Annotated in this window: 22 protein-coding genes; 12 read left to right on the top strand and 10 right to left on the bottom strand. The window is 72.2% G+C overall.

Features of this window, described 5'->3' with window-relative positions; genetic code table 11:
- A partial coding sequence (locus tag I8N67_RS02925; RefSeq protein ID WP_234044855.1) for a Mu transposase C-terminal domain-containing protein occupies positions 1-807 on the top strand: 807 nt, incomplete at its 5' end.
- Here the strand turns inward: I8N67_RS02925 and I8N67_RS02915 are convergent.
- Positions 802-1,641, bottom strand: coding sequence for an aminoglycoside phosphotransferase family protein (locus I8N67_RS02915; protein ID WP_234044854.1), 840 nt, complete (start codon positions 1,639-1,641; stop codon positions 802-804). The two genes, I8N67_RS02925 and I8N67_RS02915, sit on opposite strands and share 6 nt — an antisense overlap.
- Before the next feature lie 292 nt (positions 1,642-1,933).
- Here I8N67_RS02915 and I8N67_RS02910 point away from each other — a divergent pair, with 292 nt between their 5' ends.
- Positions 1,934-2,572 carry a PadR family transcriptional regulator gene (locus tag I8N67_RS02910; RefSeq protein WP_200300954.1) on the top strand — a complete coding sequence of 213 codons (639 nt, stop codon included), beginning with the start codon at positions 1,934-1,936 and terminating at the stop codon, positions 2,570-2,572.
- Positions 2,573-2,662: 90 nt separating this feature from the next.
- Here the strand turns inward: I8N67_RS02910 and I8N67_RS02905 are convergent, their stop codons facing one another.
- Positions 2,663-3,091: a type II toxin-antitoxin system Rv0910 family toxin gene (locus tag I8N67_RS02905; RefSeq protein ID WP_200300953.1), complete on the bottom strand. Its 429-nt coding sequence runs from the start codon at positions 3,089-3,091 to the stop codon at positions 2,663-2,665.
- A gap of 279 nt (positions 3,092-3,370) precedes the next feature.
- Here I8N67_RS02905 and I8N67_RS02900 point away from each other — a divergent pair, with 279 nt between their 5' ends.
- Both I8N67_RS02900 and I8N67_RS02895 read left to right on the top strand, forming a co-directional pair.
- The gene (locus tag I8N67_RS02900; RefSeq protein WP_200300952.1) at positions 3,371-3,907 is read left to right on the top strand and encodes a Clp protease N-terminal domain-containing protein; all 537 of its coding nucleotides are present in this window, start codon (positions 3,371-3,373) and stop codon (positions 3,905-3,907) included.
- 105 nt (positions 3,908-4,012) lie between these two features.
- Positions 4,013-5,020, top strand: a complete 1,008-nt coding sequence (locus tag I8N67_RS02895) for an EamA family transporter (protein WP_200300951.1) — start codon at positions 4,013-4,015, stop codon at positions 5,018-5,020.
- A gap of 98 nt (positions 5,021-5,118) precedes the next feature.
- Here I8N67_RS02895 and I8N67_RS02890 read toward each other — a convergent pair whose 3' ends face one another.
- A complete protein-coding gene (locus tag I8N67_RS02890) occupies positions 5,119-5,811 on the bottom strand; it encodes a pyridoxamine 5'-phosphate oxidase family protein (RefSeq protein WP_200300950.1) in 693 nt (230 codons plus the stop codon).
- Between the two features lie 35 nt (positions 5,812-5,846).
- On the opposite strand from I8N67_RS02890, the gene I8N67_RS02885 reads away from it, so the two are divergent.
- Positions 5,847-7,214, top strand: a complete 1,368-nt coding sequence (locus I8N67_RS02885; protein WP_200300949.1) for an aminotransferase class I/II-fold pyridoxal phosphate-dependent enzyme — start codon at positions 5,847-5,849, stop codon at positions 7,212-7,214.
- A 34-nt stretch (positions 7,215-7,248) separates the two neighbouring features.
- Here the strand turns inward: I8N67_RS02885 and I8N67_RS02880 are convergent, their stop codons facing one another.
- Positions 7,249-8,187 (bottom strand): DMT family transporter, encoded by a 939-nt coding sequence (locus I8N67_RS02880; protein ID WP_200300948.1) that lies wholly within the window; start codon positions 8,185-8,187, stop codon positions 7,249-7,251.
- Between the two features lie 75 nt (positions 8,188-8,262).
- On the opposite strand from I8N67_RS02880, the gene I8N67_RS02875 reads away from it, so the two are divergent.
- Positions 8,263-9,174, top strand: a complete 912-nt coding sequence (locus tag I8N67_RS02875) for a LysR family transcriptional regulator (RefSeq protein WP_200300947.1) — start codon at positions 8,263-8,265, stop codon at positions 9,172-9,174.
- Positions 9,175-9,235: 61 nt separating this feature from the next.
- Here the strand turns inward: I8N67_RS02875 and I8N67_RS02870 are convergent, their stop codons facing one another.
- A complete protein-coding gene (locus I8N67_RS02870) occupies positions 9,236-9,703 on the bottom strand; it encodes a pyridoxamine 5'-phosphate oxidase family protein (RefSeq protein ID WP_200300946.1) in 468 nt (155 codons plus the stop codon).
- 106 nt (positions 9,704-9,809) lie between these two features.
- Between I8N67_RS02870 and I8N67_RS02865 the strand changes: the two genes are divergently transcribed.
- Positions 9,810-10,475 carry a cysteine hydrolase family protein gene (locus I8N67_RS02865; protein WP_200300945.1) on the top strand — a complete coding sequence of 222 codons (666 nt, stop codon included), beginning with the start codon at positions 9,810-9,812 and terminating at the stop codon, positions 10,473-10,475.
- A gap of 25 nt (positions 10,476-10,500) precedes the next feature.
- Here the strand turns inward: I8N67_RS02865 and I8N67_RS02860 are convergent, their stop codons facing one another.
- On the bottom strand, positions 10,501-11,016 hold the full coding sequence (locus tag I8N67_RS02860; protein ID WP_200300944.1) for a Rieske (2Fe-2S) protein: 516 nt from the start codon (positions 11,014-11,016) through the stop codon (positions 10,501-10,503).
- A gap of 323 nt (positions 11,017-11,339) precedes the next feature.
- Between I8N67_RS02860 and I8N67_RS02855 the strand changes: the two genes are divergently transcribed.
- The 5 genes from I8N67_RS02855 (at position 11,340) to I8N67_RS02835 (ending at position 15,324) form a co-directional block, all read left to right on the top strand.
- Positions 11,340-12,497 (top strand): ABC transporter substrate-binding protein, encoded by a 1,158-nt coding sequence (locus I8N67_RS02855; protein WP_200300943.1) that lies wholly within the window; start codon positions 11,340-11,342, stop codon positions 12,495-12,497.
- A gap of 145 nt (positions 12,498-12,642) precedes the next feature.
- Complete coding sequence (locus I8N67_RS02850; protein WP_200300942.1) at positions 12,643-13,959, top strand: AMP-binding protein; 1,317 nt, start codon at positions 12,643-12,645, stop codon at positions 13,957-13,959.
- Positions 13,960-13,966: 7 nt separating this feature from the next.
- Entirely contained in the window at positions 13,967-14,680 is a 714-nt protein-coding gene (locus I8N67_RS02845) for a 4'-phosphopantetheinyl transferase family protein (RefSeq protein WP_200300941.1), read from the top strand.
- Between the two features lie 27 nt (positions 14,681-14,707).
- On the top strand, positions 14,708-15,094 hold the full coding sequence (locus I8N67_RS02840; RefSeq protein WP_200300940.1) for an ArsR/SmtB family transcription factor: 387 nt from the start codon (positions 14,708-14,710) through the stop codon (positions 15,092-15,094).
- Complete coding sequence (locus I8N67_RS02835; protein WP_200300939.1) at positions 15,091-15,324, top strand: hypothetical protein; 234 nt, start codon at positions 15,091-15,093, stop codon at positions 15,322-15,324. The genes I8N67_RS02840 and I8N67_RS02835 overlap by 4 nt, the downstream gene beginning before the upstream one ends.
- Before the next feature lie 57 nt (positions 15,325-15,381).
- Here I8N67_RS02835 and I8N67_RS02830 read toward each other — a convergent pair whose 3' ends face one another.
- The 4 genes from I8N67_RS02830 to I8N67_RS02815 form a co-directional block, all read right to left on the bottom strand.
- Positions 15,382-16,338 carry an ArsR/SmtB family transcription factor gene (locus tag I8N67_RS02830; protein WP_200300938.1) on the bottom strand — a complete coding sequence of 319 codons (957 nt, stop codon included), beginning with the start codon at positions 16,336-16,338 and terminating at the stop codon, positions 15,382-15,384.
- Between the two features lie 74 nt (positions 16,339-16,412).
- A complete protein-coding gene (locus tag I8N67_RS02825) occupies positions 16,413-17,354 on the bottom strand; it encodes an ATP-binding cassette domain-containing protein (RefSeq protein ID WP_200300968.1) in 942 nt (313 codons plus the stop codon).
- Positions 17,355-17,373: 19 nt separating this feature from the next.
- Positions 17,374-17,592: an MbtH family protein gene (locus tag I8N67_RS02820; RefSeq protein ID WP_200300937.1), complete on the bottom strand. Its 219-nt coding sequence runs from the start codon at positions 17,590-17,592 to the stop codon at positions 17,374-17,376.
- Positions 17,593-17,679: 87 nt separating this feature from the next.
- Complete coding sequence (locus I8N67_RS02815) at positions 17,680-19,296, bottom strand: amino acid adenylation domain-containing protein (RefSeq protein ID WP_200300936.1); 1,617 nt, start codon at positions 19,294-19,296, stop codon at positions 17,680-17,682.
- Between the last annotated feature and the right edge of the window lie 44 nt (positions 19,297-19,340).

The raw sequence follows: 19,340 nt of genomic DNA, 5'->3' as shown, positions 1-19,340 counted from the left end.
AAGCCGCACATCGAGAAGATGCTGGGCTCCGTCGCGACGATGTTCGCCCAGTTCCTCCCCGGCTACACCGGCCGCAACACCGACCATCGCGGTCGGCACCCGGAGGAGGAGAACCTGTGGTCACTGCCCGAACTGCAGGGTCTGCTGGACGAGTGGATCGTCGCCCACTGGCAGAACCGGCCGCACGAGGGGCTGCGTGATCCCGACCACCCCGGACGCCTGTTCACCCCCAATCAGAAGTACGCCGCCCTGGTCGAGGCCTGCGGTTATGTCCCGGTCGCGCTCAGCGGCCAGGACTACATCGAACTCCTGCCCGCGGCCTGGCGGGCCGTCAACTCCTACGGCGTCCGGATCAACAACCGCACCTACGACGCCCCCGAACTCGGGCCGATGCGGCGGCGTGACTCGGGCATCACCGCCAAACGCGGACTCTGGGAGGTCCACCGCGACCCCTACGACGTCTCCCGCGTCTGGGTACGCAATCACCGCGGCGACGGTGAATGGGTCCAGGCGACCTGGAAGTACCTGAACCGGGCTCCGGTCCCCTTCGGCGACCTGGCCTGGGACCACGTCAGCCACCAACTGCCCAAGGCCACCGAGGAAGAACTCGCCGAGGCCGTCGCCGCCCTGCTCACCCGCGCACACGCCGGCCCCGCCCGGCCGACGGCGAAGAAGACTACTCGTTCTTCGTCAGCACGGTCATCGCGGTGCTGGTCGTCGACGCGACGAACTGCTGCCAGCCGGGCAGGACGGTCAGGTACTGGCCGAAGTCGTCGTGCGGGCCGCTGTCGGGCATCGTCGTCATGATCTCTTCCAGGGGTCCTCGAGCGGGTCGAAGAGCCCCAGCGGGATCACCTCGGCCATGGTTTCCTCGTCCTCCGCCGGCTCGTGCGGGGCGGGTTTGTCCTGCGTGCTCAGCGGTGGCGGGGTTGTCGCCGCCGTCGGCGTGGTGGCCTTGGTGCGGGCCGCGACGCGGCGGTCCTTCTTGGCCGTTGCGGCTTTCCTGTCGATGACGCCGGGCAACTCGGCGCGGTCCCCTGCCAAGAGGCCGTAGCTGTCGGCAAGAATCCGCAGCCGTTCGGCCGCATCCAGCCCGGAGGGATAGAGAGCGGCCGCGGACTCGGGATCAAGCATGGGCACCCAATAGCGGGCAGTCATGGCGATGTCCCAGAGGGCACGGCCCGGGGCCGCCAAGTCGAAATCGATCAGGGCCGCGGCGCGACCGTCGCGGAAGACGACGTTGTCCGGGCACACATCGTTGTGACACAACATCGTTCCCCCCTCCGGGTCGGCGAGGTCCGGGGACCACTCGGCGCGGGTGTCGACCGCGACGGCCGCGCTGGTCTCATGCAGACGCCGCAGCAGACTCCCCACCGATTCGAGGGCAGAACTTGTCATCGCCCAGTCCGGGAACGGCGGCAGAGCCACGTCGCCAGGGATGAAAGTCAGCTGCTCATGGCCATCCGCGGTGAGACCGACAGGGGCCGGCGCCGCGTCGAAGCCGTGCTCCTTCAGCTCAAGGAGATAGGCATGGAGGTCGCGCGCGTTGCGCGGTGCCGGTCGCTCCACCAACTCCCCTCGGCGGAAAACTGCCCCCGCGTTCGCCATGCCGCCGACCAGCGCCTCGTCTTCAGCCGTCATGAGGATCACGCTATCGCCAGATCGACGCCGCGCGGGCCGGGCTGCACAAGCGCTAACGAGACCTGCCAGCGCGAAACGACAGAGCCGCCAACGGTCGTCCATGACTGACACGAATCTGCAAGTTGTCATCCTTAACTGACACAGACAGCCATCGATCGCCCTTCAGCGGCAATCGATCAACGTTCACTGGCACAGGTCAGGAGCGATGTTCCGGCGAGGCATTGTCATCCGACAGGTTCCGATATATCGTTGAGGCATCGCGACAGATCAACGATGGAATGGAGTGATTGCGATGCGTTCCCGTGGAGAAGACTTCGGATTCGAGCGTGGACATGGACGTCATGGCGGTGAGCACCGCCAGGGTCGAGGTGACGGCGAGGCGCTGCGTGGTGCCTTCGGGCCTTTCGGGCCGGGCCATGGTGGTCCCGGGCCCTTCGGGCCTTTCGGTGCGGGCCCCTGGGGTGGCCGCGGACGCGGCGGACCCCGGGGGAGGGCGCGGCGGGGTGACGTACGTGCGTCGATCCTGGTCCTCCTCAAGGACAGGCCCATGCACGGTTACGAGATGATCCAGGAGATCGCCGAGCGCAGTGGCGGGGCGTGGAAGCCCAGTCCCGGCTCGGTGTACCCCACCCTCCAGCTGCTGGAGGACGAGGGCCTGATCGTCAGTGAGGCCGAGGGCGGCAAGAAGCTGTTCTCGCTCACCGAGGCCGGTCGCACCGCCGCCGACGAGGGGCCGGAGGCTCCTTGGGAGGAGGCCTCGCGCGGGGTCGACTGGGAGGCGCTGAGCGAGATCCGGCAGGCCGGCTTCGGCCTGATGGAGGCGTTCGGCCAGGTCTGGAAGACCGGCGACAAGGACCAGCGCGACAAGGCGCTGGTGGTGATCAACGAAGCCCGCAAGAAGCTGTACCTGATCCTCGCGGATGAGGACTGACGGGCAGTGGCGGGCGAGTGGTGAGTAGTCGGTAGTGTGTGAGGGTGCCCCGCGGAGGTCTCCGCGGGGCACCCTCGTGTGCGTCGTCCGCTACGTCACCAGGCCGTTCAGCTTGCGCAGGGACTCGCTCAGCGCCGCCGTGGCGGAGTTCTTGAGCTTGCCCGCCATCAGGGAGACGGCGGCGCCGGTGAACCGGCCGTCGACGCGGACCGTGGTGGCGTCGCCGTCGGGGGTGAGGGTGTAGCGGGTGGCGAGGTCCACGGCCATCGGGCCCTTGCCCTGGATGGCGAGGGTGCGGGCGGGTTCCAGTTCGGCGATGGTCCACTCGACCTCCGCCGGGAAGCCCATCAGTTTCAGGTTCTCCTGGAAGGTGCCGCCCACTTCGAGCGTCTCCGGGCCGCCCTTGGGGAAGGCGGTGTGGGTCGTGTTCCACTCGCCGTACGCGGACCAGTCGACGAGCCGGGCCCAGACCTGCTCGGCGGGTGCCTCGATGCGTGCCTCCGCGCTGACATCGGCCATGTGACAACCCCTTGGGTCTCGGACGGTGGTGTCGCGGAACGTAGCCTCGGGGCCCGGAACATTCAATACTGATGGGCCGTCAGGTTCCCGGAACGGACCGGCGGGCGCGGGTGGTTGCGTGTGGGGCGTAGGGCACGGTGGCGCGCGCCCCTTGGACGGGATGTGCGGATCTCATCCGTAGGGAGGAGACGGCGGTCGTCCCTACGCAAGCTGCGTCGGACGGCAAGATGCTTCCTTTCGGGGATGACTCGGGCCAGTGGGACTGATGGGGTGGAGGACGTGCGACCCCGTATTCCCCGGCAGTCGGCCGTAGACCATGGTCCGGACCACGTGGAGATCGAGGGCAGGCTCACGGAGGAGCTGGCCTCGGTGGTCGCCGGTGCGCGCAGACGGGCGCTCCGTGACGGGGACCGGCAGATCGACACGGCCCATCTGCTGCACACGCTCCTGGAGTACGACCCCGGGGCCCGTGCCGTCTTCGACGGCTCGCAGGTCGCCCGGCTGCTCGGATATCTCGTGCAGCGCAGCATCGGTTACGGGCTGCGCTGGCAGATCGGTGTCGAGGACGCAGGCGTCGTCCCGGGCGTGCCGGGTACGCCCGGCTGGTCGCCGGTGGCGGCCCGTGCGATGAATCAGGCGTACGACCGGGCCGTGCGGCGGGGCGAGGGGCGTACCCGTGGCGTCGATCTGCTCGCGGTGCTCGTCTCGGCCGCCGGGTCGCGAGCCGTGGAGGTGCTGGGCAAGGTGGGGATCGATGTGGGGGCGGTGGCGGGGTGGATCACGGAGTGCGGGGTGGGTGGCGGCGGGGGGCGTTGAAGCGAAGGCCGTTGAGGCGAAGGTCGTTGAAGCGCGCTCGCCTGGCGTCCAGCCGGTGAGACAGGTGTCATCTGGGGTGACGCTCCTGTCGTCGGCTGTCATCATGTGCCGGTGCATATGTCTCAGGGGAGTCAGGGGCAGCGGGGGCGGGGTGCAGGGCTGGGGCTCGCGCTCGGGTCCGCGGTCGCCTTCGGCGGATCGGGCACCGTGGCCAAGCCGCTCATCGAGGCGGGGCTCGACCCGCTGCATGTCGTGTGGCTGCGGGTCGCCGGCGCCGCGCTGTTGATGCTGCCGCTCGCCGTGCGCCACCGGGACCTGGTACGGCGCCGGCCCGCGTTGCTCGCCGGGTTCGGACTGCTGGCCGTGGCCGGTGTGCAGGCCTTCTACTTCGCCTCGATCTCCCGCATCCCCGTCGGCGTCGCGCTCCTCGTCGAGTACCTCGCGCCGGCCCTCGTCCTCGGCTGGGTGCGGATCGTGCAGCGTCGGCCGGTGACGCGGGCCGCCGCCTTCGGGGTCGTCCTCGCGGTCGGCGGGCTCGCCTGTGTCGTCGAGATCTGGTCGGGGCTCAGCTTCGACGCGCTGGGCTTGCTGCTCGCGCTCGGGGCGGCCTGCTGCCAGGTCGGGTACTTCGTGCTGTCCGACCAGGGGAGCGGCGGGGGCGCGGAGGCGCCGGATCCGCTCGGGGTCATCGCCTACGGACTGCTGGTCGGGGCCGTGGTGCTCACGGTGGTGGCGCGGCCGTGGGGGATGGACTGGTCCGTGCTCGGGGGTACGGCGCGGATGGACGGGACGGCGGTGCCTGCCTGGTTGCTGCTCGGGTGGGTCGTGCTGATCGCCACGGTGCTCGCCTATGTCACCGGCGTGCTGGCGGTGCGGCGGCTGTCTCCGCAGGTGGCGGGGGTGGTCGCGTGTCTTGAGGCGGTCATCGCGACGGTGCTCGCGTGGGTGTTGCTGGGAGAGCATCTGTCGGCGCCGCAGATCGTGGGCGGGGCGGTGGTGTTGGCCGGGGCGTTTGTCGCGCAGCGGTCTGCGCCGGGGAGCGCGGAGCCTCGGGAGGTCGCGTCCGGGGGCGGTGGAGTCGAGGCGGAGTTGTCGGTGCGCAGTGGCCGGTGAAGCGGCGTGGGGTCCGGTTGTCGGCCGACTCGGGACGTGTGTGGTTGCTCGCGCGGTTCCCCGCGCCCCTGAAGGGGCGCGGTCGGCCGACTGAACCGTCAGCCCAGCAGGGCCTTGAGGTAGCTGGGGAGCTCGGTGTCGGGGGCCAGGTCCGGGTCCGGGACGGGGGCGCTGTAGCCCTTGCGGAGGGGGACGATGCCGGCCCAGTGGGGGAGGGCGATGTCCTCCGGCTCGTCGTTGACGCCGCCGGTGCGGGTCTTGGCGGAGACCTCGTCCAGGTCGAGGCGGATCACGGCGGTGGCGGCGAACTCCTTGCCGTTGGCGGGCCGGCAGTCCCGCGATCGGCCCGGGACGACCTGGTCCACGAGGGCGTCCAGCGCGATCCGCCGCTCCTGCGGGTCGGTGACCTGGTGGGCGGTGCCGTGCACGACCACCGAGCGGTAGTTCATCGAGTGGTGGAAGCCGGAGCGGGCCAGGATCAGGGCGTCCACGTGCGTGACCGTCAGGCACACCGGGAGACCGGGGTCGGCCTGGCCCGTCATCCGCAGCGGGCGCGAGCCCGTCGAGCCGTGCACATAGAGGGTCTCGCCGACCCGCCCGTACAGCGTGGGCAGCACCACCGGGGCGCCGTCGCGGACGAAGCCGAGATGGCAGACATACCCCTCGTCGAGCATCGAGTGCACCAGTTCCTTGTCGTACGAGGCCTTGTGGGCGGCCCGGGTGGGGACGGTGCGGTCGGTGGGGGTGTAGGCGGCGGGCGGCGGTGTCGTCGACTGCGGGGTCCCCGTCATTGCGTTCTCCATTGCGCTAGTGCATAATCTGCTTTGTGCTAGGAGAATACATGGTCACTGGGCGGCGCGCAGCTGAGATCGCGGCGAGCGTCGAGCGCGCGGTGGGGTCGGGGGAGCTGGAGCCCGGTCAACTGCTGCCGCCGATGCGGGAGTTGGCGACCCGGCTCGGGGTGAATCCGAACACCGTCGCGGCCGCCTATCGCACGCTGCGCGAGCGCGGGGTCATCGAGACCGCCGGGCGGCGGGGGAGCCGTGTGCGGCCCCGGCCGGCGACGACGGGGCGTGAGTACATCCGGGTGGAGGTGCCGGACGGGGTGCGTGACCTGGCCGACGGCAATCCCGACACGACCCTGCTGCCCCGCCTCGCGGAGGTGTTCGCGGCCGCTGCCGAGCAGAGTGACCGCGAGCCGGTGCTGTACGGATCGGGGGCCGTGGAGCCCGAGTTGGCGCGGATCGCGCGGGCCGACCTGGACGCGGACGGAGTGCCGGACGGGCCGGTCACCGTCACCTCCGGGTCGCTCGACGCCATTGAGCGGGTCCTGGCCGTCCACCTCAAGCCCGGGGATGCCGTGGCCGTCGAGGACCCGGGGTGGGGCAGCATGCTCGACCTCGTCCCGGCGCTCGGCCTGCGGGTCGTCCCGGTCGGTGTCGACGACGAAGGGCCGCTCGCCGACGACGTACGAGCGGCTCTGGAGGCCGGGGCGCGGGCCCTGGTCGTCACCGACCGGGCGCAGAACCCGACCGGGGCGGCGGTGAGCGCCAAGCGCGCGCGTGCCCTGCGGTCGGTGCTCAAGGCGTATCCGGAGACCCTGCTCATCGAGGACGACCATGGCTACCGGATCGTCGATCAGCCCCTCCACCCGCTGGCCGGCGTCACCCACAGCTGGGCCTTCGTGCGGTCGGTCGCCAAGGCGTACGGCCCCGACCTGCGGCTCGCGGTGCTCACCGGGGACGCCGCCACCGTCGACCGGGTGCGGGGACGGCAGCGGCTGGGGCCGGGCTGGGTGAGCCGGCTGGTGCAGCGGGCCGTTGTACGGCTGTGGTCCGGCGGGGCGGTGGACGCGACGGCCGTGGCGGCGGCGTACGGGCGGCGGCGGGACGCGCTCATCGGCGCGCTCGCGCGGCGCGGGGTCGAGGCGCACGGGGTCAGCGGGATGAACGTGTGGATCCGGGTCCCGGACGAGACCGGCGCGGTCGCCCGGCTGCTGCACGCCGGCTGGGCCGTCGCGCCCGGTGCCCGCTTCCGGATGGGCGCGCCGCAGGGCATCCGGATCACGGTCTCCACGCTCACGGAGGAGGAGATCGGGAGGGTGGCGGACGCGGTGGCCTCGGCCATCGGGTCGGCATCGGGCGGGAGTTACGCGTCGGGTGGGGATTACCTGTCGGGAGGCGGCTACGCGTGACGTGGGAGGTCACGTACGGCCGAGCGGCGCGCTGTCATCTGCGCGGCCTGGCCTGGGTCAGAGCCGCGCCCGCCAGGACGATCGCCGCGCCGACCGGGGTCGACCAGGTCAGGGACTCGCCGAGGAGTGCGACGCCCGCGGCCGTGGCGATCACCGGGATGAAGTAGGTGACCATCTGGGCGGTCGTGGGGCCGGCCTCGGAGACGAGCCCGTACTGGATGAGCATGGCCACGCCGGTGCCGAGGGTGCCCAGGGCGACGACCGCCAGCAGGGGCAGGACCGGGAAACTCGTCGGCAGGGTGGTGAACAGCGGCGTGACCAGGGCCAGTTGGGCGGTGGCGAGGAGGAGTTGGGCGCCGGTGAGGGAGAGGTGCGAGTCGGTGGTGCCGGCCAGGGTGCGGCGGAGGTAGATCCAGCCGATCGGGTAGCTGAGGGAGGCCAGCAGGGCCAATGTGGTGCCTCCGGCGTCCAGGCTGCTGAAGCCCTGCCAGGCGCCGAGCACGGTGAGCACACCGAGGAAGCCGAGGCCGAGACCGGCGACCCGGACCCGGGTCGGGCGGTCCTCGCAGAGCGCGACCAGGGAGAGGGCCATGCCCCACAGCGGTGAGGTCGCGTTGCAGATGCCCGCCAGCGTGGACGGGATCGTCAGCTCCGCGTAGGCGAAGAGCGAGAACGGCAGCGCGTTGAGGAGGAAGGCCGCCACGACGAGGTGCCCCCAGGTACGGGCGCCGCGCGGCAGCCGCTCCCGCTTCACCGCCATCGCCGCCGCGAGGACCAGTGTGCCGAACAGCAGCCGCCCGAAGGTCACCTGGAAAGGCGCGTACGCCTCCGTGCCCACCTTGATCAGGAGGAAGCTGAAGCCCCAGACGAGGGAGAGGAAGGCGAAGCGCAACCGCCGGTCGACGGCGGCGCGACGGCCTTGGGGGCCTTGGGGGGCATGGGCGGGGGTCCGGGTGGGCGTGGCGGCGGTCATGCCCGTAACGATGCCGCCGATCGATCTCGTAGCACAATCGAGAATTCGTGCGCTGCATCTCGTAGCATCACTTACATGTTGAATCTGGAGCGCCTGCGCACCCTCGACGCCCTCGCCCGGCACGGCTCGGTCAGCGGGGCGGCCGACGGCCTGCATGTGACGACCTCGGCCGTCTCGCAGCAACTGGCCAAGCTGGAGCGGGAGGTGGGACAGCGGCTCCTCGCCAAGAACGGGCGGGGGGTGCGCCTGACCGATGCGGGACGGCTGCTCGCCGACCATGCCGCGCAGATCCTGTCCCAGGTCGAGCTGGCGCAGTCCGACCTGGAGGCGCAGCGCGGGCAGGTGGTCGGCGAGCTGCGGCTCGCCGCGTTCCCGTCGGCCGTCCGGGGACTGTTCCCCGCTGCCTTCCGCACACTGCGGGACCACCATCCGGCGCTGCGCGTGCGGTCGCGGGAGCTGGAACCCGAGTTCGCGATCAACGCGGTGCTCCGGGGCGACGTCGATGTCGCGGTCGTCCTCGACTGGTACAACAAGCCGCTGCCCGTGCCCGAAGGGCTCGCCCGGGCCGCGCTCCTCGACGACCCCGTGGAGGTGGCGCTGCCCGGGGGCCACCCGCTCGCCGGCCGGGACGAGATCGACCTGGAGGAGCTGGCGGACGAGCCATGGGTCGCCTGGCCCGAGGGCGAGTTCTGCCACGAATGGCTGCTCTACACACTGCGCGCCAACAGTATCGAGCCCCACATCGCCCACCGGGCGGGCGAGCACCATACCCAACTCGCCCTGGTGGCCGCCGGGTTGGGTGTGTGCATCGCGCCCCGGCTCGGCCGCGACCCGATGCCGGCCGGCGTACGGACCGTGCCGGTGCGCCACCGGGTCCACCGCAGCGTCTACGCGGTGTGGCGCGCGGACGCGGACCGGCGGCCGTCGATCAGGGCGGCGGTGGAGGCGCTGAGGTCGGCCGGGGGCACGTGCGGGACGCAGGGCTGATCAGGGGGGAGGGAGGCTTTGGCTGTCGGCTTCGGCAGTCACCATGACTCGCCTCGCCGGGTCACGGTGACCCCATCTTGCGGAAGTCCCACGAGGCGACCGCCTCCGGGGTCAGTCGCAGCCAGGCGTGCCTGCCGTCGTGCGGCAGCTCGTCGATGCCGAAGTTCTTGCGGGCGAACAGCCGCTCCACCCGGGCGAGTTCGGGGTTCGGCTCGCCCGTGCGCGGTGCCTCGCCGATGAACTCGACGCTGCCGGACAGCTCGACGCCGCGCAGTTCGCCGTACTCCTCGCCCGCGTCGACCACGACGGCGACGCGCGGGTCGCGGCGCAGCGCGGCCCAGCGCTTGCTGCGGGTGATCGAGTACAGCCAGAGCGAGGTGCCGTCCCAGACGAACCAGAGCGGGCTGATGTGCGGGGCCCCGTCGGCCAAGACCGTCGCGACGCGACAGGTCCGCCGGGTGCTCAGGAACTCGTCCAGTTCGGCGGGCTCCATCATGATCTTCCGGCCCCGGCGCTGAGTGACGGTCATGAAAATCCCCTCCGCAGGCGTGGCGTCACAAGAGCATGGGACGTCTTCCGTCCATGTGCAAGGGGCGCTACGCTCGCCCGCCCGCCCTCGGCGACAAGGGGATGCCATGGCGTCGTACGCGATCGGTTCGAAGAGGCACCGGGAGCTGAGCGGGCTCCTCGAACCCGCCACCACCGTCCTGCTCACCGTCGAGTGCCAGCAGGGTGTCGTCGGACCGGACGGCGCGCTGCCCGAACTCGCCCGCGAGGCCCGCTCGTCCGGGGCGCTCGCCAACATCGCCCGGCTGGTCGCCGTGGCCCACGGCAGCGGGGTGCAGGTGCTGCACGCCATCGCCGAGCGGCGGCCCGACGGACGGGGCGCCAACCGCAACGCCCGCCTGTTCCGCGCGGTCGAACGGCTGCCCGTACGGCAGTTGACGGGCACCACGGCCGTACGCGTCGCGCCGCCCATCGAGGTGGCCGAGGAGGACCTGATCGTACGGCGGCTGCACGGGCTGTCCCCGTTGGCGGGCACAGACGTGGACGCGCTGCTGCGCAATCTGGGGTGCCGCACGCTGATCGTCACCGGTGTCTCGGCCAATGTGGCCGTGCCGAACGCGGTGTTCGACGCGGTGAACCTCGGCTACACGGTCGTCGTGCCCGGGGACGCCATCGCGGGGGTGCCCGCCGACTACACCCCCGCGATGGTCCGCCACACCCTCGCGTTGGTCGCCACGGTCGCGACCACGGACGAGGTGTCGGCGTGTCTGGAACGGCCCGATCGCCGGGCATGAGCAACTGGCCGGAATCCGGTCGGAATCAGGCCAGCATGATCGACTCGCCGCTGACGCTGACGTCCTTCGCGGGCAGCGCCTTCGTCGCCGGACCGCTCTGCACGCTGCCGTCGGCGATCGAGAAGTTGCTGTTGTGACAGGGGCAGTTGATCACGCCGTCGGAGATCGACTTCACCGCACACCCCTGGTGGGTGCAGACGGAGGAGAACGCCTTGTAGGTGCCCGCCTCCGGCTGGGTGACGACGACGCCCTCACTCTCGAATATCTTGCCGCCGCCCTCGGGGATGTCGGAGGTCTTGGCGATCTCGGTGCCGCCCGCGCTGTCGCCGCCGCTCGCCTCACTGCTCGCGTCGCTGCTCGCCTCACTGCTCGCCTCGCTGCTCGCGCTGCCGTCGGCCTGGGAGTCGACCGTGGACGAGCTCGACGAGTCGTCCTCCGACCCGCACGCGGTCAGCGCTGCGGCGAGCCCCGCCACGCCGGCCGCGGCCATGACGGTACGGCGGCCCGGAATCGAAGAGGGTTTGATCGTTTCGCTGGTCATGCTGACGGTTCCTTCCGAGATGGCTCTGCACTTTCGCCCATGGATACGGCGAGGCCGTGCTTGAACGTTCAGACAGGTGCACATCTTGACCTGTCCGAGATCACAACGGCGTCAAAAGCAGCTGTCTGAAAGCTGTCGGTAGGAGCGGCGCCCGCCCCGGGCACCGTGGACAACGCCGCGAGCGAGTCTTCAACCGTTCGATTGAACGGGGCCGAACCTTTGGGGCGACGCGCGCCGACCCACCGAGGCGCCCAGCGTGGTGGTGCCCCCGTACGCGACCGCACACGACGGGGTCGGCCGAAGAGCAGGAAGGGACTTCCCCCATGTTCAGCGACTTAAGCAGGCGGCGGGTACTCACGGCGGGCGCGGGAGCCGTGATGGGCGCGGCGTCAGTGGCGTCGACGTCCGTCACATCGGCGGCCGCCGCACCGGCCGGCAGGTCGGCCTCGTCCGGAACCACCGCGGGCCGTGGTGAGGAGACCCGCTCGCTCGACGAGTTGTATCAGGACGCCGTCGCGGAGGGCGGCAAGCTCGTGATCTACGCGGGCGGCGACCTCGCCGACTCGGGAAGCGGCGCGAGCGCGCGAGAGGCCTTCCGCCGGCGCTTCCCGGAGATCGACCTCACGCTCGTCGTCGACTACAGCAAGTACCACGACGTCCGCGTGGACAACCAGTTCGCGACCGGCACCCTGGTCCCCGACCTCGTGCAGTTGCAGACGCTGCACGACTTCACCCGGTGGAAGCGCGAGGGGCGGCTGCTGCACTACAGGCCCGCCGCCTTCAGCAAGCTCCACAAGCAGTTCAGGGACCCGGACGGTGCCTGGGCGGCCGGGATGGTCATCGGCTTCAACTGTCTGTACGACGTGGCGGCGGCCGGGGCCGACGCACCGCGGACACCGCTGGATCTGGTCGACCCGCGGTGTAAGGGCGCCATCGCCTCGTCCTACCCCCACGACGACGACGCGGTGCTCTACCTGTACGCCCTGTACGCGGAGACCTACGGCTGGGACTGGGTGGCCGACTTCGCCGCCCAGCAGCCGCAGTTCGCCCGCGGCTCCTTCTCGCCCGGCTCCGCGGTCGGCGCCAAGCAGAAGATCATCGGCGTCGGGACGGGCGGCAGTCCGCTCAGCACCGGCCCGACGCGTTGGGTGATGCCCGACGGGCACCCGTTCATGGCGTGGGGACAGCGGCTCGCGATCCTCAGGCAGGCCGCCCGTCCCACAGCGGCCAAGCTCTACGTGAACTGGCAGCTGTCCACCGAGCGCCAGACCTCCAGCGGCTGGTCGGTACGCACGGACATCGCCCCGCCCACCGGTCTGAAGCCGATCTGGGAGTACCCGGACGCCAACCTGGACGGCTTCCCCCGGTTCATGGAGGACCGTGCCCGGGTCGAGCAGCTGAAGCAGACCTTCGCCCTGTACTTCGGCGAGGTCAAGGGCGACCCGACCCCGGGGTGGCCGGGCCTTCACCCGGGCAGGTAGCGGGCGGCGCCCTTTCCTGGGAGTTGAACGTGCCGGCCCGGCTTCCGGCCTCGGCGGACATCGGTTCGGATCACTGTCAGTGACACGTCAGCACGGCCCGGCAGCATGACGGTGGGACGAGTGGCCGGACAGGGAGGACGAACCGATGAGCAGCGCACCGCCGAACGGGAACGTTGTCGAGGACCTCCGGGCGGCCGCCCCGCCACCGGCCCGGACGGTCGTGGGCCTGCTGCGCGACCGCGCCACGGGCCCGGGTGCCGACCGGCCCCTGTTCACCGCCCTGGGAGCGGCGGGCGAGCGGATCGCGTGCCTCACCCCGGCCGAGCTCGACGCGCGCGCCCGCGCGGTCGCGGCCGCGCTGCACGAGACCGGGCGGCCCGGCGACCGGGTGATCGTCCCGCCGATGCCGGGCCTGGACTTCCACGTCGCGTTCTTCGGCTGCCTGTACGCCGGGATGGTCGCCGTACCGGTGGCGGACGCGACCGGACCGGTCGCCGCCGCCATCGCCCGGGACTGCCGCCCCGGCGCGGTGCTGGTGCCGGACGCCGCCGCTCCAGGGCCCATGCCGGGCGTGCCCCGGGTCGCCGTACGGGGGCGGGTGCGCGCGTCCCGCCACTGGCGCGGCGGCCCCATGGCCCTGGACCCCCTGGCCCCGGCGCTGCTTCCGTACGCCGCGCGGCCCGACGGGCGGCGGCCGAGCGGTGTCGCCGTCGGCCACGGCGCGCTGGTGGCCGGCCAGGCGGCGGTGCGCGACCGGTGCGACATCGACCCCGGTACGACCGTCGTGAGCTGGCTGCCCCTCTGGCACGGCACGGGACTGGCCACGGCGCTGGTCCTTCCGCTCGTGTCGGGGGCGGCTGCCGTGACCCTGGAGCCCGCCGCGTTCGTGCGGGACCCGCGCGTGTGGCTGCGCGCCGTCGAGGCGGAGGAGGACGTCTTCGCCGCGGCGCCGGACATCGCCTACGAGCTGTGCGTCAGGCGCGTCCCGGCGGCTGAGCGGATGCGCATCGACCTGTCGACGTGGCGGGTGGCCGCCGTCGGGGGCGGTGGCGGGGGCGGGCGGCCGGTCAGGGCCCGGACGCTGCGCCGGTTCGCCGACGCGTTCCGGCCCGGTTTCTTCCGCGAGGAGATGTTCGCCGCGGGCTACAGCACCGGCGGCGGAACGCTCGGCGTCACCCTGGCCCGGCCGCTCCACCCGACAGTGGCCGGGCACTACGACCGCGCGGCCCTCGCCCGGGGGGAGGCGGTGCCCGTATCCCGGGCCGGAGGCGGCGGGGTCGAACTGGTCGGCCGTGGAACGCCGTTGCCGGGCATCGGTGTGCGGGTCGTCGACCCCGCGTCGCGCCGGGCGGTCCCGGAGCGGGTCGTCGGCGAGATCTGGGTGGACGCGCAGGGGGGCGCCGGCAGCCGTACCGGAGACCTGGGTTTCTTCGACGGCGGCGAGCTGTTCGTGACGGGCTGACCCCGGCGTGATCGAGCGGATCCTGCCGCCGTACGTCGCCGCCGTCGAGGCCTTCTCCGACCCGCCGGGCGCCCGGCTCCTCCCCGAGGAACGGGCCGTCGTGGCAGGCGCCGCGGAAGGACGCCGGCGCGAGTTCACGACCGTACGGCACTGCGCCCGCCTAGCCCTCGCCGAACTGGGCCGGCCGCCGGTACCGCTCCTGCCCGACGCCGACGGCGCCCCGCGGTGGCCGGACGGGGCGGTCGGCAGCATGACGCACTGCCGTGGCGGCTACCGCGCCGCCGCCGTGGCCCCGCGCACCGCAGCGCGGGCCATCGGGGTGGATGCCGAACCGCACCGGCCGCTGCGGGAGGGGGTACTGGCGAGCGTCGCACGTCCCGGCGAACGCGCCGGGCTGGCGGCGCTCGAACGCGCGGGCGCGGCGGTGTGCTGGGACCGGTTGCTGTTCTGCGCGAAGGAAGCCGTGTACAAGGCGTGGTTCCCGCTCACCCGCGTGTGGTTGGGCTTCCACGACGTGGAGGTCGACTTCGAGCCCCGTACCGATGTGTTCCGGGCACGGGTGGTGGGGGTCGGGGCGGCCGCCCGGGAGGGGGCGAACGAACCTTCGTTCCTCGACGGGCGGCTGACCGGCCGGTGGGTCGTCGGCCATGGCGTGGCCGCCGCCGCGGTGGCCCTGCCATCGTTTGACATCGGCGCAGGTCGTGGGAAAGTCTCGTCCTAAAGTTTCCCGGGATGTCAGAGGTGGGCCATGACCAGCGAGGAGCTTCTGGCTGTTCTCGCTGCCGTGGGTCACGCACAGCGCCTCCGCGTCATCGCGGAGCTCTCCGAAGGCCGGATGTACGTCAGCGAACTGGCCCGCCGCCTCGGGATGTCCCGCCCCCTGCTGTACATGCACCTGGAACGGCTGGAGAAAGCCGGCCTGGTCGTGGGCAACCTGGAGCTGTCCGACGACGGCAAGGCGCTGAAATACTTCGAACTGGGCGCGTTCGACCTGCACTTGAATGTCGATACGATCCTCGCGGCCGTACGGGCCGACGCCCGGGCGGTGGACGCCGGTGCCGCGCCGGAGCGGGCGGACGCGGAGGGCCCGCAAGACCAGAAGGACCTGAAAGACGTGAAGGGGAAACGCACATGACCGGGGCCGTCATCGCCATCGCCGTCGTTCTGATCATCGTCGGCGGCATCACAGCGAGCGTGGTCGCGTACTTCAGACTGCAGCGCCACCGTGCCGACGCCGTGGCCATGGCCTCGTACCGCAAGCTCGCCGAGGAAGCGGTCGCCCAGCAGGAGTCCCTGCGGTCCCAGCTCGCCGAACTCGGCGACCGCGTCAAGGCCGTCGAAGCGCTGCTCCGCAGCGTCGACTAGCTTGATCTTCGACCTGTGCGCGGGGGCGCGGGGCTCCTGCCTGTGCGGTGTGCGCGGTTACGAGGCGCGTCGCTGCCGGGGGACGGTCTCCAGGGGCGATCGCCCCCGCTGGCGAACGAGGTTCTGGGGCGGGAGCGTCCGGACGACCCGGCCGTCCAGCAGGGCGACGCCCAGCGGGGTCACCGTGTGCAGCACGGTGTTGCGGATGCGGCGGGTGGTGATCAGGCCGGTTTCGCGCAGCACCGTGGTGTGCTGGCTCGCGCCCGCCGCGGAGATGCCCAGATGGTCGGCGAGTTGGCTGGTGGTGCAGGTGGCCCGCAGCACGCGCAGCGCGGCCGCCCGGGTCTGGCCCACCAGGGCGCCGAGCGACTGCGGCCGGCCGTCCGGCTCCTCCCACAGCGCGGCGGCGCGCGCCAGGTCGGGCGGCGCGGCGAACGCCAGCACCGCCTGCTCGTTCTCCGCCGTGGCCGACATCAGCCGGCCCGGCCGGTGGTTGAGGAACACCGACGGCGTGAGGACCAGGCCCCGCCCGTCGAGGTGGATGTCCTCGTCGGGCCCGCCCGGGATCTCCAGGACGGGGGAGCGCCAGGTCATCCGGGGGTGCAGCGTGGCCAGCAGTTGCTCCACTCCTCCGGCCATCACGATCCTGCCGCGCGCCTCGCACTCGGCCTCCAGATAGGCGCGTACCTGGTCCCAGTACGGGGCCACCGCCGCCTGCCACACCTCCGGCAGTTCGGCGGGCCGGCCTGCCGTGGCGGTGTCCTCGCCGTACCACTCGGCGTACCGCTCGGCGTGCGCGATGAGCAGCTCCGGGTCGAGGACGCCACCGCCGTGCGCGGACGGCGACGACCATCGGGGCAGCCGTTTGGAGACCTGGCTGCGCCACCGGGCGTAGGGCGCCCCGACGCTGCGGCTGAGGAGGCCGGCCGCGAAGGCCGTCTCCACGAGCGGCCCCACGGTGGGCCGCAGCCGGGTTCTGGCGAAGTCGGCGGCGTCGAAGTGGATTCTCTGCATGGTGGGCCCCCGTAGTCCCGCGGCCAGGCGCGGGAAGAGAAAGAAAGAAGGTGGGAGAAGACGCGGAGAAACGTTTAGGCAGAGCGGCCGGTGAGGGAGACGAAGACATCGTCGAGAGTCGGCCGCCGCAGTGCGAAGTCGGCGACCTCCACGTTCTCCCGGTGCAGCGCGGCAGCCGCCGTGGCGATGTCGTGCATGCTGTCCATGCCGTCGCCGACGGCGATGGAGACGACCCCCTTCTCGCGGTCCACCACCGGCTCGGCGGCGGTGGACCGGCGCAGCGCCGACACCGCGGCGGGCACCCCGTCCGGGTGCGTGACAACGATTTCCAGCCGCTCCTCGCCGACCTTGCGCTTCAGCTCGTTCGGCGTACCGTCGGCGATCACCCGGCCCGCGTCCACGACCACGATCCGGTCGGCGAGGTAGTCGGCCTCCTCCAGGTACTGCGTCGTCAGCAGGACGGTGACGCCGTCGGTGACGAGTTCCCGCACCGCCGACCACAGGGCCATCCGGCTCGCCGGGTCCAGACCGGTGGTGGGCTCGTCGAGGAAGAGCACCGACGGCCGCGCGACCAGGCACGCGGCCAGGTCCAGGCGCCGCCGCATGCCGCCCGAGTAGGTACGGGCCGGCCGGTCACCCGCGCCCGTCAGGTCGAACCGGTCGAGCAGCTCCGCCGCCCGCGCCCGCGCGGCCCGCCTGCCCAGGTGCAGCAGCGTGCCGATCAGCACCAGGTTCTCGCGGCCGGTGAGGAGTTCGTCCACCGCCGCGTACTGGCCGGCCAGGCCGATCCGCCGGCGTACCTCGCGGGGCCGGCTCACCACGTCGTACCCGGCGACCTCGGCGCGGCCGCCGTCCGGGACCAGCAGCGTCGCCAGCGTGCGTACCGTGGTCGTCTTGCCGGCGCCGTTCGGCCCGAGCAGACCGAGCACCGTACCGGCCGGCACCGCGAGGTCGACCCCACGCAGCGCCTGGGTCCGCCCGTACCCCTTGCGCAGCCCCTCCGCCTGAATCGCCATGTCCACGGGTCAGGGTCCCTCAAGAGGCCTGCGGGGCACTGGCCTCGCGCAGGCTCAGGGGGCGCATGTCCGTCCAGTTCTCCTCGACGTACGCCAGCGCCGCGTCGCGCGGGCTCTCGTCGAGGGCGACGGTCCAGCCGTCCGGCCGCTGGGCGAAGGCCGGCCACAAGGAGTGCTGGCCCTCGCCGTTCACGAGTACGAGGAACGTTCCGTCCTGGTCGTCAAAGGGGTTCGACACGTCGCCCACTCACTCCCGTATCCGAGTCGTATGTCGCGCACGTCGTATGCCCGACGCATTGTCATGCTGTCGGATTTCACTGACACGTCACTGACCGTCCGCTGATACGGAGTCCTGCCCCGCCCAACGGGCCGGGTGCCCCGACTGCCGCCGTGTCGCGGCCACATCACACTTGCCGTTGGAGTTGAACACGAGCTCCCGGACGACGTGCACCTCATTGGGTACGAGGCCCGAGGGCAGTGCCTCGGAGAGCGCCGCGCGCAGCGTCCCGGCGAGCGCCTCGCCGTCGGTGCGCGCCGGGTCCGTGGCGCGGACGAACAGCTCCAGGCTGTCGACGGGGCCCCGCACGACGTCGAAGGCCGCGTCGGCGACGCCGGGCACGGCCAGCACGTGGTGGCGCAGCTCGCCCAGCTCGACGCGGTAGCCGTTGACCTTCCACTGGTCGTCCCGGCGCCCGAGGTGGAGCAGGAGCCGCTCGGGGAGCAGCTCGGCCATGTCGCCGGTACGGTACGCCGGGCCCGGCGCGCCGCCCAGTTCCCGCTCGTCGATGAACCGGTCGCCCGCGCCCGCGCCGCCCAGGTATCCGGCGGCGACGGCGCGCCCGGCGATCACCAGTTCGCCGGGCCGGCCGGGTGGCAGCGGCCGCAGCTGCTCGTCCACCACATAGGCGCGGGTGTTCCAGGCGGGTGTGCCGATGGGCACGGTGGGCGTACCGGGCAGGGCGGTGTTGTCGAAGCGGTGGGCACAGCAGCCGATCGTCGTCTCGGTAGGGCCGTAGTGGTTGACGAGCCGCACGCCGTCGAGCCGGGAGCCCAGCGCGATGATGAGTGCCGGGTCGAGCGCCTCGCCCCCGAACATCAGCAGCCGGGTCGTCCGGTCGTAGCGGGGCGGCTCGGCGAGGGCCTCGAAGAACCGGGCGTGGGAGGGGGTGAGCTTGACGAAGGTGTACGGGTCCGCCCCGGCGCCGAACAGCGTGGCCTGGTCCCACAGACCGGGCACGGTCACCACCCGCGCGCCCTGGGCCAGCGGCACCCACAGGGACGTCATGGCCAGGTCGTAGCCGAGGCTGGCGAACAGCGGGCTGCCGCTCCCGCCCGCCCCGACGAGCGACCCGCACCAGGCCACGTAGTTGGCGAGCGACGCGTGCGGGACCATGACGCCCTTGGGCGTGCCGGTCGAGCCGGAGGTGAACACGACGTACGCGATGTCCTCACCGCGCGGCAGTTCGTGCTCCGGTGGGGTGCGGACGTCCGCGAGCTCCGCCACGTCGATGACGGGTACGTCGACGGCGGGCAGCCGGCCCGCGGCCACCGGCCCGTCGTGGACGAGGGCGGCCGGCCGGGCGCCGGCGAGCACCGCGGCGACGCGCTCGGCGGGGTGGGTCGGATCGATGGGCACGTAGGCGGCGCGCAGGGACATGGCGCCGAGCGCGGCGGCGATCACCCCGGCGGTCCGGTCGGCCCACACGGCCACCCGGTCGCCGGGGCCCACCCCGGCCTCCCGCAGCACGGCGGCCACGACGAGGGCGCGGTGCCACAGCTGCCGGTACGTCCAGGACGTGCCACCGGACCGGACGGCCACGGCGTACGGGCGCACGCGCGCGTGCGCCCGTACGAGCCGCACCACCGAGTCCGCTCCGATGTCGCGCACCTCACCGGACAGCATGCCGGGGTGCGCCGTTGACGAGACCGCTGACGAGACCATCGCTGCTCCTGTTGTCGGCTGTCGGGGCCGGGCGCGGGCGCCCG

It is taken from the genome of Streptomyces adelaidensis (assembly GCF_016598475.1).
Classification (GTDB): domain Bacteria; phylum Actinomycetota; class Actinomycetes; order Streptomycetales; family Streptomycetaceae; genus Streptomyces; species Streptomyces adelaidensis.
The sequence above is the reverse complement of the archived record's forward strand: the minus strand, read 5'-3'. Positions and strand labels throughout refer to the sequence as shown.

Excerpts from the sequence above, each read along its gene's own strand:
- I8N67_RS02915 (WP_234044854.1), bottom strand. The coding sequence starts at position 1,641 with ATGACGGCTGAAGACGAGGCGCTGGTCGGCGGCATGGCGAACGCGGGG.
- I8N67_RS02910 (WP_200300954.1), top strand. The coding sequence starts at position 1,934 with ATGCGTTCCCGTGGAGAAGACTTCGGATTCGAGCGTGGACATGGACGT.
- I8N67_RS02905 (WP_200300953.1), bottom strand. The coding sequence starts at position 3,091 with ATGGCCGATGTCAGCGCGGAGGCACGCATCGAGGCACCCGCCGAGCAG.
- I8N67_RS02890 (WP_200300950.1), bottom strand. The coding sequence starts at position 5,811 with ATGACGGGGACCCCGCAGTCGACGACACCGCCGCCCGCCGCCTACACC.
- I8N67_RS02880 (WP_200300948.1), bottom strand. The coding sequence starts at position 8,187 with ATGACCGCCGCCACGCCCACCCGGACCCCCGCCCATGCCCCCCAAGGC.
- I8N67_RS02875 (WP_200300947.1), top strand. The coding sequence starts at position 8,263 with ATGTTGAATCTGGAGCGCCTGCGCACCCTCGACGCCCTCGCCCGGCAC.
- I8N67_RS02870 (WP_200300946.1), bottom strand. The coding sequence starts at position 9,703 with ATGACCGTCACTCAGCGCCGGGGCCGGAAGATCATGATGGAGCCCGCC.
- I8N67_RS02865 (WP_200300945.1), top strand. The coding sequence starts at position 9,810 with ATGGCGTCGTACGCGATCGGTTCGAAGAGGCACCGGGAGCTGAGCGGG.
- I8N67_RS02860 (WP_200300944.1), bottom strand. The coding sequence starts at position 11,016 with ATGACCAGCGAAACGATCAAACCCTCTTCGATTCCGGGCCGCCGTACC.
- I8N67_RS02855 (WP_200300943.1), top strand. The coding sequence starts at position 11,340 with ATGTTCAGCGACTTAAGCAGGCGGCGGGTACTCACGGCGGGCGCGGGA.
- I8N67_RS02850 (WP_200300942.1), top strand. The coding sequence starts at position 12,643 with ATGAGCAGCGCACCGCCGAACGGGAACGTTGTCGAGGACCTCCGGGCG.
- I8N67_RS02840 (WP_200300940.1), top strand. The coding sequence starts at position 14,708 with ATGACCAGCGAGGAGCTTCTGGCTGTTCTCGCTGCCGTGGGTCACGCA.
- I8N67_RS02835 (WP_200300939.1), top strand. The coding sequence starts at position 15,091 with ATGACCGGGGCCGTCATCGCCATCGCCGTCGTTCTGATCATCGTCGGC.
- I8N67_RS02830 (WP_200300938.1), bottom strand. The coding sequence starts at position 16,338 with ATGCAGAGAATCCACTTCGACGCCGCCGACTTCGCCAGAACCCGGCTG.
- I8N67_RS02825 (WP_200300968.1), bottom strand. The coding sequence starts at position 17,354 with ATGGCGATTCAGGCGGAGGGGCTGCGCAAGGGGTACGGGCGGACCCAG.
- I8N67_RS02815 (WP_200300936.1), bottom strand. The coding sequence starts at position 19,296 with ATGGTCTCGTCAGCGGTCTCGTCAACGGCGCACCCCGGCATGCTGTCC.